The following is a 15,805-nucleotide window of genomic DNA, read 5'->3' as shown; positions in this document are numbered from 1 at the left end:
GGCGGGACGGAACACCCCTGGATCGCGTCGGGGCCCGCCTGCGTACGGCGGGCCCGGACGAGTCTGCGAGGATGTTCGGCGGCCGTCCGCACCGGGCCCCGCAGCGCTGCGGGGGTCCGGGAATGCGCAGGCGGCGACAGGATCGGGCCCGGCGGGCGGGAGAGCGGAGTGGTGGGGGACGTGCCGGAGTACCTTGCCGCGGCGGTGTTCGCCGTGGGCGGCGTCGTCCATGCTGTGCTGGCGCCGCACCGGTTCTCCACCGCTGTCCTGTTCAGCCTCGCGGTGACGTCGGTCGGGCTCGGCGCGGCCGCCCGCAGTGCGGAGACCCACCCCGCCGTCGTGACCGTGCTCGCCGTCGCCGCCCTGCTCATGACGCTCGCGCTGGGCCTGCTCCTGCTGGTCGACGGCATCGTCCTGGTCCGGCGCTACGGACCGCAGGCGGCCTTGCTGGCCACCGGCGCCGCCGGCTGCGCCCTGCTGGCGGTGCTCGGCCTCGACGCGGTCGTCCAGACAGCCGGGGGCAAGGTGGCCAGTGCCCTCATGGTGGCGGTGAACGCGGCTGCCGGATACCTCAGCCTGCTCTTCCTCGTCTTCACCGTCTACGTGTTCGTCCGGGGCCGCAGCACCCCGCCGCCGGGGAGCACCCATGTCGTCGTCCTGGGCGCCGGGCTCAAGGGCGATCGGCCCGGTCCGCTGCTGCGCCGCAGGCTGGAGCGGGCCCTCGCGGTCGAGGCCGCCGGCGCACCGGACGCAGACGGTGTGGTGTTCGTCGTCTCGGGCGGCCAGGGTGGCGACGAGGTGCGCTCCGAGGCGGACGCCATGGCCGACTACCTGCGCGCACGCGGGGTGGCCGCCGAACGGATCGTGCGGGAGGACCGCTCCGTGAACACCGGGCAGAACCTCCGCTTCAGCGCGGCCCTCATGGACCGCACCGCTTCCGGGCACCGTGCCACGGTGGTCACCAGCGGCTTCCATGTCTACCGCACGGCCCTGCTGGCCCGTCGCGCCGGCGTTCTTGTCCACGTCGTGGGCGCGCCGACCTCCCCCGCGTACTGGCTTTCCGCGACCCTGCGCGAGTTCGCCGCCGTTTTGTGGCTGGACCGGCTGCCCCTGATCGGGCTCAGCCTGCTGCTGGCGGTGCCCGTGGCGACAGCGGTCTTCCAGTACTGAGGCACCCGTCGTGCGTGCCGCCCCGGGCAGCAGGGTCGGCCTGGCTTCGCCGGCAACCCGCGCCCGCGCCGAACGGTTGACCGGCTCCGATCAACAACACGCTGGCCGCCTTCAGGCCCGGTCCTCCCACACCCGACTAGATCACCAACTGACTGGAACCCACCTCTGAAGGCACGGGTCCACTCCTAGCGTGAACCGCGATCAAGTGCAGCTCGTGATGTCTGTCCGGGAGGACTCCTTGCTCCGAAGAGGCCGGATACAACGAATCGCCCTTGCCGGGTCGGCGGCGCTCATAGCACTCCGGCCCACCGCCGTCAGCGCCGCCGATGAGCCAGACTCGGGCCCCGTCGAGCAAGAGGTGTCGGCGTCACTGGACGGCGCAGCCGCGGCGAGCGACACGGTCTTCTGCACCTATCGCGCGGAGAAGCCGAATTGCAGCGCCAACAAGATGACCGGGGTGGGTGGGATCAAGAACTGCACTCCTCATGCGCCGTTCTCGTGCAACAGCGAGTCGGAGATCGAGTGGTACAACCCCGGCCCGGCTCACCGTGGCGCAGTCCAACCGCCCGTACGCCTGCCCGGCGCCGTACCGGACGACCACGGCTTCCTTCACCTGCGAGTACCGGAGTTCGGATCCGCTGTACAGCTACCGCACACGCGTGATCGGCTCCATCTACTACGAGAGACCGCGAACGCGGACGTGAGCGGAGCCGTCCTGAAGGCCCGCCGCCTCTAGCCCCCGCCCCACCCTCAATCCGATCGACGAAGGCGAGACCGACCCGTGGACGTCTGGACGGCGTGTGTGACGTGGAGCGAGCGGATCCTGGAGGCCGTGGACCGCATCCCCGGGGAACGCGTCGACCGCCTCGAGCGGTTCCGGACCTGGTCGATGGCCCCGGCCACCGCCGAGGCACTGCTGAAGAAGCTGCTCACCTTGAGCATCCACGCCCTCGTCCTGGACGCGGTCGCCCAAGGAGAAGCCGGCACCGAGACCCTGGTGCAACGGCTTCGGCTCGCAGACATCGAAGCCACAGCGACCGCGCGCCCCTCGCACGAGCTCCTCGCCGGTTTGCCGCGCATCGGGGAGGCCGACCAGCTTCACGTCGGCGCTCTTCGGGTGCTCATCTACGACGACGCATCGGCCCTGCACCTGGCCCGCTTGAGCCAGATGGTCCGCATCTGCCTGATGAACGTCGCCGCTGCACTGCCTACCAGCGATCCGACCTGCGCCGACATTCGCTGAACCTCGCCCCGTTCGTTCGGGCACCGCCAGTGTCCCGCCTTCCCGACGCTGACGACAGAGCCATTGCCAGGCGGGACCGCGGGTTGCTTGGCTTCGCCTTCCCGGGGAGGCGAAGCCAATGCCCCGACGTGGAATGTCCGCTGTGCACCCGAGGACTCCGAGCGGGACTCTGGAGGGTGACGAGAAAGCCTGTGCGCCGGTGTGCCCAGTGCCACGCGCGGCCCCCAGCGCGTGAACAGGCATTGGTTAGGGTCGCTTGTATCCCGAAGGGCACCGGCCTTTCACCTTGACGGCGGCTGGTCGTGGTCGGCCTCGATTGCCGCGTTCACGGCATAGAAGAGCCGCGCCACGGCTGGATACTCGGGTCTGCCGCAGGGTCTGCCGTAGAGAACGGGTCACGGAGGGTCACTGAAGCAAAATCATCTTGCGGAGTAGATCGAATCCGGCACGTCCGTAGAGCTGCCTCTTGATTTTCTTGATGCGGCGCCGGCTCGGCCGGCCAGTGCCAGAGCAATCGCCTGCACGATGCCCAGCAGCCCAACGGTGCGGCGTCCGTACGGGATCGTCAGCCCCTCGACCTGCTCGACAAAAGTGCGACGCGCACAATCGGCAACATCGCAGAACAGCCGCCGCACAGTCAGGTCGATGACCACCGCACGCCCGCCCACGGCGGCATCGGCCAGACACCGCTGATACCAGCTGTGGACCCGGCGCGAGGGAACACCGCAGGCCGGACACGGCAGCACATCGTCTCGAGTGCGGGCCTCGACCCGCACCACGCCGTCCTCCACCCGCACCCGTTCCACCAGCACCTTCTCGAGGTGTGGAAACACAATGCCGAGCCAGTCGTCACACACTGCAGACCATGCCACCAAGATGACGCTGCGTCACCCCGTCACGGAAATCTTGACTGAGCCCATCGAGACGGCGGCCTCGTCCTCGAAGACCAGCCATGCCCCGAGCGCCGCCGCGGTGGCTTTGCCTGGGGCCAGGTCTCCTTCACCCAGCCAGCCACCGCCGCCTCGTCCCGTTCGACCGCCCGCCGCGCGGGCTGTCGGCACGACCAGCCGTGCCGTCGCAGCAGCTCCCACACTCCTCGGACCGACAGTGACACGCCGAGCCGTTCCGCGATCAGCACACGCACTCTCGAGAGCGTCCATCGTTCGTCCGTCCAGCCCTGGGCTATCGCACCGTTCAGCAGGAGCGGCTCGAGCTCGGCGAAGTTGCTGTCGCCGACCTTCGGCCGCTTGGCAGGACCCGAAATGCACAGGGCCTGCCGGCCTCCCTCACGCCAGGACCGGCGCCACCGTTCCACCGACCGCGCACTGACCCGCAGCCGTTTGGCTATCTCAACGTTCTTCTCGCCCCGCGCAAAGCCGTCGGCGGCGCGCATACGCACCTGCTCACGCGCGGCCTGTCCCTGCGGAGTGAGCCCACCGCCCTGGGCATACCTCATGACCCCGAACTACCGCAGGGATCAAGGAAAGTCACCCGACAACTCAACGGAATGGTCAGTAACAAGGCCGTTGGACGTGTCGGTGGGTGATGAGGCAGGTGGCGAGGCCGAGGAAGGCCTCGTGGATGCCGTCGCGTCGTTCCCAGCGGATGCGTAAGCGTCGAAAGCCGTGGAGCCAGGAGATGGTGAGCTCGACGACCCAGCGGAGGATGGCCAGGCCGAGCCGTGTGGTGGGCCTCGTTCAGCGATCTCCGGTGCGTGCCGCGGCCCTTGGCGGTGGCGGGGAGATGAGCGGGCTCCCGTCCCAGTTCCTGTAGGGCGGGGACCCTCCCCTCGGCGCGGTGGTAGGACAGGCTGTGAACGGCACTGCGGACAGTAGCCAGCGTGCGGGCCGAACGAGGGCACCGCGAGAGGGAGTTGGGCATGGCGGCAGAGAACATCGACGATGTCGTGGACAGGCTTGCAAGGATCGTGCGGGAGGCCGGCCGCGCCGGTGACCGGGTCGGGTACTTCGCGGCGCTGTACCGACAGGTGACCGTCGAGGTCCGCACGGCCATTCACGGCGGGCGGTTCGACGACGGTGCCCGAATGGACCGTTTCGACACGTTCTTCGGCAACCGCTACTTCGACGCGTACGACGCCTGGCGTCGTGACCATAGCGGGCCGCGTTGTTGGCGTGAGGCGTTCCGGCTGCTCGACGACGCCGACACCGTCATCGTCCAGCACCTGATACTCGGCGTGAACGCGCATATCAACCTCGACCTGGCCATCGCCGCCGCGCGGACCAGCCCGGGCGAGGCCATCCAAGCGTTACGGCGCGACTTTCTGCTCATCAACGACATCCTCGCGCGGGTGGTGCTGGTGGTGCAGGACTCCATCGGTGCCCTGTCACCACTCATGTCGCTGCTGGACCAGGTCGGAGGCCGCACCGACGAGCGGATCCTCGACTTCAGTGTCCGTCGGTCCCGCGAAGAGGCGTGGCACAACGCCGTCCTGCTCGCCGGCCAGAACGAAGAGGAGCGCGAGGCCACCATCGAGCGACTCGACATCAGGGCCGCCGTGCTCGCACGGTTGGTAACCCGACCCGGCGGCGTCGTCCGGCCGGCCCTGCAGCTGATCCGGAGAACCGAAAGCAATGACCTGCCGGCCGTCATCACCCATCTGAACAACGCCATGAATTGACGACAAATCTGATCGACTCTCTGATCTTGGTCACGTTAGTTTGGCGGCATGCTCGAACTGCGTACCGATCGCCTGCTGCTCCGTCGATGGCGGGAGTCGGACCTCGAACCGTGGGCGGCGATGAACGCCGATCCCGAGGTCCGGGAGTACCTGGGGGACCTGCTGACGCCGGAACAGAGCGATGTCTCGGTGGCGCTCATGCAGGCCGAGTTCGACAAGCGGGGTTACGGGTGGTGGGCGATCGAGACGCTGGAGACTGGCGCGTTCATCGGCCGCGTCGGCTTGGACGAGGTGGACGAGAGCCTGCCGTTCACGGGGGTGGACGTCGGTTGGCGGCTGGCCCGCTCGGCGTGGGGACACGGGTACGCCACCGAGGCCGCCCAGGCCGGCCTGGCCTTCGGTTTCGAGTCCCTCGGACTGCCCGAAATTGTTGCGTCGACAACCGTCACCAACGTTCGTTCCCAGGCGGTGATGCGCCGGCTCGGCATGACGCGTGATCCTTCTGACGACTTCGACGACCCCAGCGTGCCCGAAGGGCCACTGCGCCGGTGTGTGCTGTACCGGATCGGCCCGTGATCAGTTCGTGCTCATGCGTCATACGCGTTGGATGTGGTGCGACTCCAGAGACCCCCCAGCGGCTGAGCCACACCCAACTCCGCGGCAGTGCTGCATTCACCAAGCGCCACCAGAGTTCAGAGACCGGTGACTTTGGCGTTCGCCGTCAGTTCGTAGACAAGGGTGACGGTGCGTTGGCCGCCGGGTGGGAGGGCGAGGTTCCAGCGGGCGATGCCGTCGGCGTCGATGGTGTCGGGGGCGGGGGAGCAGGATTCTTCGCGCACGCGTGTCTGTACCGCCGAGATTTCGGAGACCGGGATCCGTTCGCGGAGGACGATCATCCGTTCGCCTTGTTCGTCGGGGGTGGAGAACCGGGACAGGTGGAGCCGGACGGTGCGGGTGAGCACGGTGCGCTGAGTGATGGCGGCGGTGTCGCGCGTCTCGTCGGTGTGCCGGGTGACGCGGTGGTCGTCGCGGCTGCCGTAGGCGAGTTCGACGGGGGCGCCGGGGGCGGTGAAGTCCAGTGTGCCGCGGCCGCTGAACTGGCTGCCGAGGATGAGGTCGACGGGGCCGGCGAGCAGGGCGTGGCCGGACAGGTTGTCGAACCGCACCACTTGGGTCACCAGCGGGGACAGCTCGGGTGCGCAGGCGTACTCGCTGCTCGCGGTCGTGGTGAAGGCGGAGAGCGGCACGCGGTGGGCGCGGCCGTCCGAGGGCACCGTGACCGGTGTGGGGGAGTGCAGCACCCGTACCTCGCCGCCGTCGTCCACTCCCGGCAGGCCGAGCACGGAGGCGGGGCCGAGGTCTGCGATCTCCTCCTCGCGCAGTTCGACGTCGACGGTCCGGCGCTCCGTGGAGGAGCGGTCCTGGAGCGTGAGTCGGTCCTCGCTCAGCAGGGGCGGATCGGTGGCCAGTGCCGAGCGCGCCGTCGACAGCGTCAACCGTACGTCGGACCAGTCCTCGCCGGTGCGCTGCCAGACCGTCGCGTCCGTCTCGAGCGTGAGGCGGTCCCCGTCGAGTACGGCCCGGTACGCGGGCCGCCACAGCGCGCACGCGATGAGGTGGCTCAGGCGTAGTTCGGCCGGCCCGGCGGTCGCGGCCTCCACGGTCAGTTCGATGTGGCCGGTCAGCTCGGCGGGCTCCTCCTCGGCGAGGTTCAAGGACAGCTGGGTTGTGGCGAGTTCGGTTGTCTGGGAGGTCAGGCGGGCTTCCACGGCGCGTAGTTGCTCGCCGTAGGAGTCGCGCTCCTCGTCCACACGGTTCAGTTCGTCGGTCCAGCGTGGCCCTTCCATCTCTCCGGAGCCGGCGCCTTCGGCGATCTCCCGCAGCAGATCGGCGGCGAGACGGCCGAGTGCGTCGCGCCGGGCGTGGAGCCGGTCGCGCTTCCGGCTCAGGGCGAGCAGGTCCTCTTCGAGAGCGTGCACGCGGTGGCGCAGGGCGGAGTCCTGGTCGGTGGGCCGGGGCCCGCGCGGCGTCCAGCTGCGGACGATCCGTACGTCGAGCACGGTCGCCGGGTCTTCGGCTGTCAGTTCGGCGTGGAGCGTACGGTCGACGGCCAGCGCGCTGACGGGCCCCAGACGCAGCCGCTGGACTCCGGCCTCGAGGTCGAGCACGGTGGCGCGCTCGACGTGGGCGCGGTCCTCCAGGCAGGTGACGGCGGTGACGGGGAGGGGGATCGGCTCCGGTGCCGTGGACATGGGGTGTGTCAGCTCCTGCGGTTGCCGCCGGCCAGGGCCTTGGCGGACGGGATGCGGATCTCGTAGCCGCCGTCGAGGGCGGTGGTGGCGCCGGCGGGCAGGTCCACCCGCCACATGCGTGTCCCGGGGGCATAGGGTTCCCCTCCGGCGTCGTCCTGGGGCGTGGACCAGTCGGCCCGCTCCTCGATCCGGACGTCCGCGTCGGAGGTGACCGGGACCCGCTCAAGGACCTCGACGGTGACAGGCCCGGCGAGTTGGCTTGCCAGCTCCACGTGGACGCGGTGGTCGAGGACGGTGGTGGTGTTGCGGAGCCCCGAGGTCGACTCGTGCAGGTTCGTACGACGGGTGACCCGGATGCCCTCTGCCGGGCCGAGCCCCACCCGGCAGACACCACCCGGGGCGAGCGTGGGCAGTGCCGTGGTCAGCAGGAAGTCGTCGTCGACGGTGACCTCCACCGGTCCGGCCAGCAGAGCCTGGCCGGTGGCGTTGGCAAGCGCCAGCGTCGCATACACGGTTTGCTCCACGGACGGCACGCAGAGGTACTCGGTGCGCAGTTCGACCGGGATCTCACCGATGGTGACGGTGTGCCAGGTGCCGTCCGAGGGCACGTCTGCGCGGGCGAGCGCGTCGAAGCGGTGGTCGAAGGAACCAGCCGATTCGCGGGGCCGAACGGCGTGGCCGGGCAGCGGCAGTGATGCCACCGATTCGGCGCGGCGGCGGTACTCGGTCGCCACCGGGTCGAAGGCGGAGTCGGGAAACAGCCGACCTCGGCGACCGTCCTGCTCGTCGGGACCGTTCAGGACGAGGGCGGTGTAGTCGAGTTCGGCGCCGCTTGGCTGCGGCGGACCGGACGCCGGCGCCGCTGCTGCGGGCGGCGGTGCGGCCCAGCCGGGGGCCGCGGGTGCTGGGGGAGGCGGCGGCGCGGCCTGGCCAGAGGCCATGGGTGCCATGGCGGCCGGAGCCTGAAGCGACCGGCCGCCGGCACGCGGCCTGCTGTCCGGTCGGGACGGGACTGACTGCGCGAAGGCGTCCGTCCCGCCGCCGAACACCTCTGGGTACGCGCTGCCGGGCGCGGGCACAGGGGGCGGTGCGCCGTAACCCTGAGGTGGCGACGCCGCGGCGAGCGGCTGGCCGTAGCCTTGCAGCGTCGGCTGCGGTGGCGGAACAGGAGCGGACGCGAAGCCGCCCGCCACAGCCACGGGGCCGCCCTCGGCAGAGAGGGAAGCGGTGGTCGTGGCAGGGCGAGGGCCCGCTCCGTCGTACCCGGCGAACAGGTCGGCCAAGCCCGTCGGCGGCTCACGCCAGCCGGAAGGGGTGGGGGAGGGCTGACGGCGCCCGATCCGCAGAGAGCGCAGCCTTGGCAGGTCGGTACGGCGCCGCAGGTCGGCGGTGGCCAGGGCGACATGTACGCCGGTCCAGTCCTCGCCGGTGCGCTGGGCGATGGAGGCGCGTAGCACCAGACGGCCACTGCTGTCGCCCTGACGGTGGGTGAGGCGGTAGGCGGGCACCCAGACCGCGCCGGGCACCCCGTACTCCAGCTCCACTTCCGCGTCACCGGTGCCGTCGAAGGTCACAACCGCCGAGACCGTGGTCTCCACGTGCGCGGACGACACGTCGGTGGAGGCGCGGGCCAGGCGGTCGGCGGCGAAGCGGAGCTCGTGCTCGACGTGGCCCAGTGCCTCCTCCAGTTCGACGAGACGGGCGTGCAGCCTGGTCAGCCGCTCGTCGACGAAGTCGGCGAGCTCCAGCCACGCATCGACCGGGGTACGGCGGTGCGGGTCATCGCGCCTGCGGGCCGGCGGGACCGGGCGCAGTGAGCTGACCTCCCCGATCAGAATCAGCTGGCGGTCGCGGCGCTGCTGCGCCGCTGCATACTCCTCGCTCAGCCGCTCCAGCTCGCGTTGCAGCGCGTCGGGCACGACGGCGCCGAGCGGCTCGGCGTCGACCTCCACTCGTGCCTCGATGACGCGTACCGCGGAGGTGCCCGTGATACGAGCCCGCAAGGACCCCGGGTCCATTGAGCGGGGCAGCCCCGTCACCCGGACGCGACCGCCCGGCGGCACGCTGCCCCGGGCCAGGCGACGGCAGATCGCGCCCTGCGCGTACACCACGACCGAATCGAGGGCCGAATCCCACCTGTGTGCTGCCTCAGCCGTCATACGCTCCGTCCCCCGCCGTGTCCGTGCTGAGCGAAGCCTACGTCCCGGCGGTCCGTGCTTCCCGAAGAATATGATCTGGAGAACCCGATGTTTCGCCTACTGGGGGCGCAGCCGACTCGCCGCTCCACCAAGACCCGGCGGGACGGGGCATGTTGGTGGGGTGTCAGTCGCGATGGTCGAGGTAGCCGTTGCCGTCCGCTGTGACCACTGCGGGACGGAAGCGGACCAGGTCAGGTCAGCGGCGCGCGCGAGCGAGCCAATCATGACCTGCGCCGCCCTTACATGTCGAGGACGACATCGGTGTCGGGGCGAGCGCAGCAGATCAGTGCCTGTCCCGCGGCGGGAGCCTCGAGCGGGGGTGAGGTGTACGCGATCTCGCCGGACAGGAGAGGCGTGACGCAGGTGTGGCACACCCCGGTGCGGCAGCTCCAGCGGACGGGAACGTCGCATGCCTCGGCGAGTTCCAGGAGGCTGCTTCGCCCGTCGGGGAACGGTGTGGAGATGCCACTGCGGGCGAAGGTCACCATCGGGCCGGTCCCGGGCGGGCCCGGCGGTTGGTGCGGCTGCGGACCGCTCTGCCCGGTCAGACCGGGGGTGATGGAGGGCAGCGCGCCGAACAGTTCGGAATGGATGGCGCCGGGCTCGACCCCGGCCGTGGTAAGTGCGTCTTTGATGTCGGTCATGAACGAGGCCGGCCCGCAGACGTAAGCGGTCGCGTCTGCCGGGACACCGAGAGCGAGCAAGTTGTCCTTGGTGAGGCGCCCTGGCCTGGCGCTGTCGCGGCTGTACTCGCCGGGCTGGGCGGCGCTGTAGAACACGTGCTCGCGGGCGTGCGGCAGCGCGGTGAGGAGTGTGCGTGCCTCCGCGGCCAGAGGGTGTTCCTGCGGGCTGCGGGCACCGTGGATCCACCAGACCTCGCGGCCGTCGGGCGAGGCCGCAAGCTCGTGCAGCATGGCCAGCACCGGAGTCAGGCCGATGCCGGCGGAGATGAGGAGAACCGGGCCGGTGCCCTCCTGGAGGACGAAGTCGCCTCGTGGCGCCGCGGCATCGAGCGTCGCGCCCGGCCGCAGCTTCGTGGTCAGATACGCGCTGACGGCGCCGCGCGGTTCGTGTTTGACGCTGATCCGATAGCGACCGCCTTCGGATGCCGAGGACAGCGAGTAGCTGCGCACGGGGGCAGGTTGCCCCGCCCCGGGCACGCGCAGTGTCAGGTACTGGCCCGCGCGGGCAGGCGGGAGCCGGGAACCGTCCGGGGCGGCGAGGAGGATGGAGGAGACCGTTGCGCTCTCCGGAGTCACTTCGGCTACGCGCAGAGCCCTGAAACCGTCCCAAGCCGACGCCCCGACGCCTGCGGCGGCAGCGCCCGAATCCTCTGCGGCCTGGAGCAATTCACGGAACGAGCCCTGCCAACCGGGGCTCAGAGCAGGGATGTTCACTGCCAGGCGCAGCTGCTCGGGGTTCCGGTCAGGGAGGTAGAGGAGTGCGTCGGTCTCGGCCACGCTCAGCGAGCCGGGCCCGGACCCGATGGTGACGATCTCGTCCCCGGCCTGGATGTGGCCTTCCCGCAGGACCCGCATGTAGAAGCCGGGACGGTGATGGCTGACCAGAAGAGCAGGCAGCTCGGGTTCGCCGAAGCGCAGACCCACGCGGTAGCAGGTGACCCGCGGTTGGGTCACCTCGAACTCGGCCTCCCCGATGCGGTACCGGTCACCGATGCACACCTCGTCGTCCGAAAGGCCGTCGACGGTGAGGTTCTCCCCGAACTGACCGTGTTCGAGGTCGTCGCGCCCGAAGTGCTGTCTCCAGTGCCGGTACGACTCGATCTGGTAGACCAGCACGGCCCGCTGCTCGCCGCCGTGGCCGGCCGTGTCGCCCTGCCCGTCGCCGTCGATGTTGAGTCGCCGCACCATCACCGGTCCATCCACCGGGTACTTCCACACACCGGTGAAGACCGTCCGGCCCCGCCAAGGCACATTCTTCGGCATACCGACGTTCACCGAAAGCAAAGACGGCATCGGGGTCCTACCTCCCGCGGTGGCTCTTCTACGGATACGGCGGCAGTGGTCAGGCCGGTTGGCCGGGGAGCGCTTCGTCGAGGTCGAGATCGAGGCCGAGGCCGACGTTGCGATCCACTCCGTACGAGATGACGTTCTGCCCGGGTTCCAAGCTCTGCCGAACACCGTCGAGGCGCGGCCAGGTCATCACCTGCGGCGGCGGTGGGTAGTGCACGGGCGAGCGAGGTGACAGGGCGGCCCCTTTCCCCGACGGCGGCTCTGTCCGCCCACGCCCCCAAGCCGCCATGACCCCCGTTTTGCGTGCACCGCTTGGGCGCCGCGCGCAGAGCTGACGGCGCCGGTGCCTTGGCCCGGACCCGTCCATGCAGTCGGCAGTCCGGGCAGGCTCCGGAGGCCCGGCGCTGAGGAGGTCCAGAGGCCGCTGAAGACCATCGAGGGCACTGGAGCGGTCGTCCTGAGGCGGGCCTACCGGCGGCCGCGGCGGTAGGCGATCACCAGCCCCAGGAGGATGCCGACGATGAGGGTGACGGTCAGGACGATCCACAGCGGGAGGGTGACCTCGGGAATCCAGAGCCGGATGGTGACAGAGCCGGTGTTGGCGGCGATGAACCAAATGGTCAGGGCTGCGAGCACGGAGCCGCCGATGGTACGCAGCCGCACGTCCCGCCCCTTGACCGTCACGGTGGACGGCCCATGTGTCTTCGCGGTCTTCTGGGCCATGACTCCAGTATCAGGTGGTTCACCCGAGCGGGCGACTCGGTTGGGTGCCGGGTTGCCCGCTCGAGGCATGACCCATTCGCCGGGAAGCCTCGGCTCGGGGCTCGGGGCTCGGGGCTCAGGGCTCAGGGGGTCAGGGCTCACGACTCACCGCTCACGGCGCAGGGAGCGCTGACGGCCGTTCCCGTGCCGTTCACCTGCCGTGGCCGTTCGGCTGTTTCACCGCCGTGAGCGTCGCGTAGACCACGATGTTGCCCAGGTATCCGGTGTCGTCGACGCGGCCACCGCAGGTGATCACTCGTAGTTCGGGCCGGTCGGAGCTGCCGTAGACCCGGTTGACGGGGAATTTGTCCTTGTCGTAGACCTCCACGGCGTCGACGGTGAAGATGGCTGTGCGGCCGTCTGTCCGGCTGATTTCGATCGTTTCGCCCTTGGTGAGGGCGCCGAGTTCGTAGAAGACGCCGCGGCTGCCGCCTCGTGTGTCCACATGCCCTGTGGTCAGGGCTGTGCCTGGCGAACCTGGTGTCGGGCCCCCGCCGTACCAGCCGGCAAGGTCAGGCCTCTCGGCAGGCGGGGGCTGCAGAGCCCCCGCCCTGTCGAGGTCAAGCCTTGCCATGGGGGCGTTCACATCGATGGCGGGGATGCGAAGCCGGACGGGCTGTGCGGGGGGCAGTGGCTGGACGGCGGGGTGTGTCGCTGAGGCGGTGGGGTCGGCGGAACCCCGGGAGAAGGCCTGGTCGGCCGTAGGCTGAGGTGGCCGCCCGTCGCCGATCCCACTGATCAACAGCAGGCAGCCCGCGGCCAGGGCCAGGAGCAGATACGTGACCGGGGGGACGACTGCGTGTGGGGGCGCGCTGGCCTTGTGCCGGGGTTCCGTCACGGTTGAGCCTCTTGCCTGCAGCAGGGTGGGGGTTCATTCCCGCGAGCCTCGGGGCGCATGCGGTGCCGGGGCGGCGGGAGCGGGGCGGTCAGGTCCGGTCGGCGAGCGTGCGGCGACGCATCCTGACGAGAGAGCCTCCGGCGGCCGCGGCGAGCAGTGCGGCGCCCACGGCGACTTGGGTGTCGGTGTCCTGGACGTCTCCGAAGCCGGCTTGGACGGCGCCGTTCGGTTGCCGGGCGCTGATCTCGTAGGTATCCGTGATCTTGATCCGGGGAGGGCACTTCACAGTGACGGTGTCGGTGCCGAGCGATCCGTCCACCGGGACCTGGAACTCGCCGGTGAGCTCGCCCTTGCGGTCGCCTGCGAAAAGGTGGAACTTCCCGCCCGCCTCCGATTCGCCCTTGCCGTAGGTCTCCGCGCCGCAGGCCGTGGTGGTGACCGTGACCGTAGAGCCCGGTGAGGCGTTGCCCGGGTTGATGCGGAGCTCTGAGTCACCGACGTCGGCGGAGGCCGAACCTCCGAAAGCCAGGACACCGAAGATCAGGCCGATACCGACGCCAACGTGTGTGTTTCGCAAGGGAATCCTCCATCAAAGCTGTGGTCGACGAGTTGTCGCGGTGCCCGTGTGGTGCTCCATCGACGAGAAAACCGACACTCCGTCAGGTCCGCAACAGGAGCCATCGGCGGGTCCGTCACTCGGGCAGGCGTAGTGACCGCTTCCGCAAGAGCATTTCCGCAGGTCGCCGACGCCTGGACCCGCACACTGGAAGTTTTCGCGGAGGGGTGCGGATGGGCGAATCATCGTCATCCCCGAGTGGCTCCTCGCGCACGGTCGTCCGCGCAGACGTGCCGTGATACACCCTCAGTTCCCGCCTGTGGCGCGGTGGAAGACTTCGAGAGGCACACCCACGGCCGCGTGGCTCCGCGGCGGTCCATTCCCGGCCCGAACCGGTCCTCCGAGGCTCGGAGCAAGATCTTGTAGCCTTTGCGCGCTTGAGTTGTGCCCGTGGTCAGGCTGCGGGCGCAGAGTTCCAGGGGAGGGACATGCGCAAGGAAGCGCTGTGGTCGGCCGCGGCGGGAGCAGTGGTCCTGGCCGTGATGGTGGCGCCCGCCGCCCACGCCGAGGGGCGGGGCGACATTCGGGTCGTCAAGACTGTGGTCGACGGCGGCACGAACGTGATCGTGGGCACCTCGAAGGTGGTGACGTTCCCGATCGCGATCACCATCAAGGACGACTCGGGTGTCAAGGGACTCACCGATGTGAGCACCTTCAACCGGTCGAACGCTTACGGGTTCGCCGACTGGACCGGCTCGACGTGCGTGACACAGAGCGCCACGACCTCGGTGTGCACCGCGACGATGACGATCGACCCGAGCTGGATCGCGGACAGCGACGACATCGACACCAACAAGGTCGCCGGAGTCTGGCAGGTCAATGCCACGGTGAAGGCAAAGGACGGTGACTACTGGATCTCCGACAACATCGCCCAGTACAAGGTGAAGCGTGCCGCCACACTCACGACGGACGCCTCGCCTGAGCCGGTCGTCAAGGGCGCCAAGCTCACGGTGAAGGGGCAGTTGAGCCGCGCGAACTGGGAAGACCGCAAATACCACGGCTTCTCGGGCCAGGAGGTCAAGCTCCAGTTCAAGAAGGCCGGGTCGTCCTCGTACAGCACGGTCAAAACGGTGAAGACGAACAGCACAGGTGGACTGAGCACAACGGTCACCGCGACTGCGGCGGGATCATGGCGCTGGTACTTCCCCGGAACGACTACGACCATGCGGGTCGTGTCCGCCGGGGACAACGTTTCGTTGGCCTAGCAGATTGATCCGTAGCCCTCTGTGAGGCGATGTGGCTGGGTTGCGCGCAACCCAGCCACATCCTGCTTCCTGGCCGGACCCGGCCGAACACGACGCCATGTCTCGGCTCGAAACGCCCGCCGCGTGCCGCGCCGAGGCTGTCCGAGTCCAAGCGGTAGTGCCGCGCGCGACCCCACCATGAGACGGGGAGCGGCGGCGGCCATGACCTCGCGCCATGTCCTCCGGCAGGATGCAGGATGCAGGATGCGGCTGAGGGCGACTGTGTCACCAGGTGTGAGCGACGTCGACCACCAGACGGTCGGAGAGCTGGGACACCCGGAACGGCAGCCGGGCCCGCACACCGAGCCCCACCTGGGTGACTCCCTCGAAGCTGGCCCCGAACTTCGCGTCCCGGAAGGTTCGGTAGCCGGTCAGGTCGACACCCGGAAGCGGTCGGCCGCCCCGGCCCGGGTAGGTCGCGGAGTGAGTCTCCGGGTCGTAGGCGGGGGCGGACACCCTGATCTCGATGATCGCCCCGCCGGAGATCGGGATGCGCACGCCGGACGGATCCTGGTAGAAGGCGTCGACGTACTGCACGGTGTACCCGATCGGCTCGGTGCCCGCCGTGGGTACGTCGAAGACCATGCGGTCGTAGCAGTCGTGCTCGCCGGTCCTGATGTCGGTCAGCGACGCGACGGCGGAGTCCGCCGCGGTTTTCGGAAGGCTGCCCCAGCCGGTCGCGCATGCGACAGCCGTCGTGGCCGCGCCCGCCGTCGTGGGCGCTGCCACTCCCACGCCCACACCGGCCATCGTCAGGGCGGCCAGCACCGCCCCGTATCGTCTTGTACGCATCGTTTCCCCTTGTTTTGCGGCTCTTTCCCTGCCATGTACGACATGCCGGTCACGGATTTGGTTGTACGGCCGCCCCGGA

Annotated in this window: 16 protein-coding genes and 1 pseudogene; 6 read left to right on the top strand and 11 right to left on the bottom strand. The window is 69.6% G+C overall.

The features are described from left to right. Positions 1-180 precede the first annotated feature (180 nt). The 3 genes from ABZX90_RS26070 (at position 181) to ABZX90_RS26060 (ending at position 2,413) form a co-directional block, all read left to right on the top strand. On the top strand, positions 181-1,170 hold the full coding sequence (locus ABZX90_RS26070) for a YdcF family protein (RefSeq protein WP_351131874.1): 990 nt from the start codon (positions 181-183) through the stop codon (positions 1,168-1,170). A gap of 190 nt (positions 1,171-1,360) precedes the next feature. Continuing rightward, the gene (locus ABZX90_RS26065) at positions 1,361-1,906 is read left to right on the top strand and encodes a hypothetical protein (RefSeq protein ID WP_351131873.1); all 546 of its coding nucleotides are present in this window, start codon (positions 1,361-1,363) and stop codon (positions 1,904-1,906) included. A 96-nt stretch (positions 1,907-2,002) separates the two neighbouring features. Then, the gene (locus ABZX90_RS26060; RefSeq protein WP_351131871.1) at positions 2,003-2,413 is read left to right on the top strand and encodes a hypothetical protein; all 411 of its coding nucleotides are present in this window, start codon (positions 2,003-2,005) and stop codon (positions 2,411-2,413) included. Positions 2,414-2,832: 419 nt separating this feature from the next. Here ABZX90_RS26060 and ABZX90_RS26055 read toward each other — a convergent pair whose 3' ends face one another. From ABZX90_RS26055 to ABZX90_RS26045, 3 genes and pseudogenes are all read right to left on the bottom strand, one after another. Next, on the bottom strand, positions 2,833-3,285 hold the full coding sequence (locus ABZX90_RS26055; RefSeq protein WP_351131870.1) for a transposase family protein: 453 nt from the start codon (positions 3,283-3,285) through the stop codon (positions 2,833-2,835). A 23-nt stretch (positions 3,286-3,308) separates the two neighbouring features. Further along, positions 3,309-3,869, bottom strand: coding sequence for a winged helix-turn-helix domain-containing protein (locus tag ABZX90_RS26050; protein WP_355208580.1), 561 nt, complete (start codon positions 3,867-3,869; stop codon positions 3,309-3,311). 55 nt (positions 3,870-3,924) lie between these two features. Beyond that, a pseudogene (locus tag ABZX90_RS26045) lies at positions 3,925-4,124 on the bottom strand (transposase); the annotation flags it as partial. Between the two features lie 168 nt (positions 4,125-4,292). Here ABZX90_RS26045 and ABZX90_RS26040 point away from each other — a divergent pair. Next, complete coding sequence (locus ABZX90_RS26040; RefSeq protein WP_355208577.1) at positions 4,293-5,051, top strand: DUF5995 family protein; 759 nt, start codon at positions 4,293-4,295, stop codon at positions 5,049-5,051. Between the two features lie 48 nt (positions 5,052-5,099). Beyond that, positions 5,100-5,627: a GNAT family N-acetyltransferase gene (locus ABZX90_RS26035; protein ID WP_351134743.1), complete on the top strand. Its 528-nt coding sequence runs from the start codon at positions 5,100-5,102 to the stop codon at positions 5,625-5,627. A 116-nt stretch (positions 5,628-5,743) separates the two neighbouring features. Here ABZX90_RS26035 and ABZX90_RS26030 read toward each other — a convergent pair whose 3' ends face one another. The 7 genes from ABZX90_RS26030 to ABZX90_RS26000 form a co-directional block, all read right to left on the bottom strand. Continuing rightward, entirely contained in the window at positions 5,744-7,303 is a 1,560-nt protein-coding gene (locus ABZX90_RS26030) for a mucoidy inhibitor MuiA family protein (RefSeq protein ID WP_355208573.1), read from the bottom strand. A gap of 8 nt (positions 7,304-7,311) precedes the next feature. Then, positions 7,312-9,462 carry a DUF4139 domain-containing protein gene (locus ABZX90_RS26025; RefSeq protein WP_355208570.1) on the bottom strand — a complete coding sequence of 717 codons (2,151 nt, stop codon included), beginning with the start codon at positions 9,460-9,462 and terminating at the stop codon, positions 7,312-7,314. Positions 9,463-9,740: 278 nt separating this feature from the next. Continuing rightward, a complete protein-coding gene (locus ABZX90_RS26020) occupies positions 9,741-11,477 on the bottom strand; it encodes an MOSC and FAD-binding oxidoreductase domain-containing protein (RefSeq protein ID WP_351134749.1) in 1,737 nt (578 codons plus the stop codon). 49 nt (positions 11,478-11,526) lie between these two features. Next, the gene (locus ABZX90_RS26015) at positions 11,527-11,664 is read right to left on the bottom strand and encodes a hypothetical protein (protein WP_351134751.1); all 138 of its coding nucleotides are present in this window, start codon (positions 11,662-11,664) and stop codon (positions 11,527-11,529) included. Between the two features lie 278 nt (positions 11,665-11,942). After that, positions 11,943-12,197 (bottom strand): LapA family protein, encoded by a 255-nt coding sequence (locus tag ABZX90_RS26010; protein ID WP_355208566.1) that lies wholly within the window; start codon positions 12,195-12,197, stop codon positions 11,943-11,945. Positions 12,198-12,387: 190 nt separating this feature from the next. Further along, a complete protein-coding gene (locus tag ABZX90_RS26005) occupies positions 12,388-13,074 on the bottom strand; it encodes a class F sortase (RefSeq protein ID WP_355208563.1) in 687 nt (228 codons plus the stop codon). Between the two features lie 88 nt (positions 13,075-13,162). Next, positions 13,163-13,651, bottom strand: a complete 489-nt coding sequence (locus ABZX90_RS26000; RefSeq protein ID WP_355208561.1) for a sortase — start codon at positions 13,649-13,651, stop codon at positions 13,163-13,165. Positions 13,652-14,118: 467 nt separating this feature from the next. Here ABZX90_RS26000 and ABZX90_RS25995 point away from each other — a divergent pair, with 467 nt between their 5' ends. Then, a complete protein-coding gene (locus ABZX90_RS25995; protein ID WP_355208558.1) occupies positions 14,119-14,895 on the top strand; it encodes a hypothetical protein in 777 nt (258 codons plus the stop codon). A gap of 264 nt (positions 14,896-15,159) precedes the next feature. Here ABZX90_RS25995 and ABZX90_RS25990 read toward each other — a convergent pair whose 3' ends face one another. Then, a complete protein-coding gene (locus ABZX90_RS25990) occupies positions 15,160-15,726 on the bottom strand; it encodes a hypothetical protein (protein WP_351134761.1) in 567 nt (188 codons plus the stop codon). Positions 15,727-15,805: the final 79 nt, after the last annotated feature.

It is taken from the genome of Streptomyces sp. NPDC002935, assembly GCF_040611295.1.
GTDB lineage: Bacteria > Actinomycetota > Actinomycetes > Streptomycetales > Streptomycetaceae > Streptomyces.
This window is presented reverse-complemented; position numbering and strand designations above follow the sequence as displayed.

Bases quoted from the DNA above. Each gene is read 5' to 3' on its own strand.
- ABZX90_RS26050 (WP_355208580.1), bottom strand. From the start codon at position 3,869: ATGAGGTATGCCCAGGGCGGTGGGCTCACTCCGCAGGGACAGGCCGCG.
- ABZX90_RS26040 (WP_355208577.1), top strand. From the start codon at position 4,293: ATGGCGGCAGAGAACATCGACGATGTCGTGGACAGGCTTGCAAGGATC.
- ABZX90_RS26035 (WP_351134743.1), top strand. From the start codon at position 5,100: ATGCTCGAACTGCGTACCGATCGCCTGCTGCTCCGTCGATGGCGGGAG.
- ABZX90_RS26030 (WP_355208573.1), bottom strand. From the start codon at position 7,303: ATGTCCACGGCACCGGAGCCGATCCCCCTCCCCGTCACCGCCGTCACC.
- ABZX90_RS26025 (WP_355208570.1), bottom strand. From the start codon at position 9,462: ATGACGGCTGAGGCAGCACACAGGTGGGATTCGGCCCTCGATTCGGTC.
- ABZX90_RS26020 (WP_351134749.1), bottom strand. From the start codon at position 11,477: ATGCCGTCTTTGCTTTCGGTGAACGTCGGTATGCCGAAGAATGTGCCT.
- ABZX90_RS26015 (WP_351134751.1), bottom strand. From the start codon at position 11,664: ATGACCTGGCCGCGCCTCGACGGTGTTCGGCAGAGCTTGGAACCCGGG.
- ABZX90_RS26010 (WP_355208566.1), bottom strand. From the start codon at position 12,197: ATGGCCCAGAAGACCGCGAAGACACATGGGCCGTCCACCGTGACGGTC.
- ABZX90_RS25995 (WP_355208558.1), top strand. From the start codon at position 14,119: ATGCGCAAGGAAGCGCTGTGGTCGGCCGCGGCGGGAGCAGTGGTCCTG.
- ABZX90_RS25990 (WP_351134761.1), bottom strand. From the start codon at position 15,726: ATGCGTACAAGACGATACGGGGCGGTGCTGGCCGCCCTGACGATGGCC.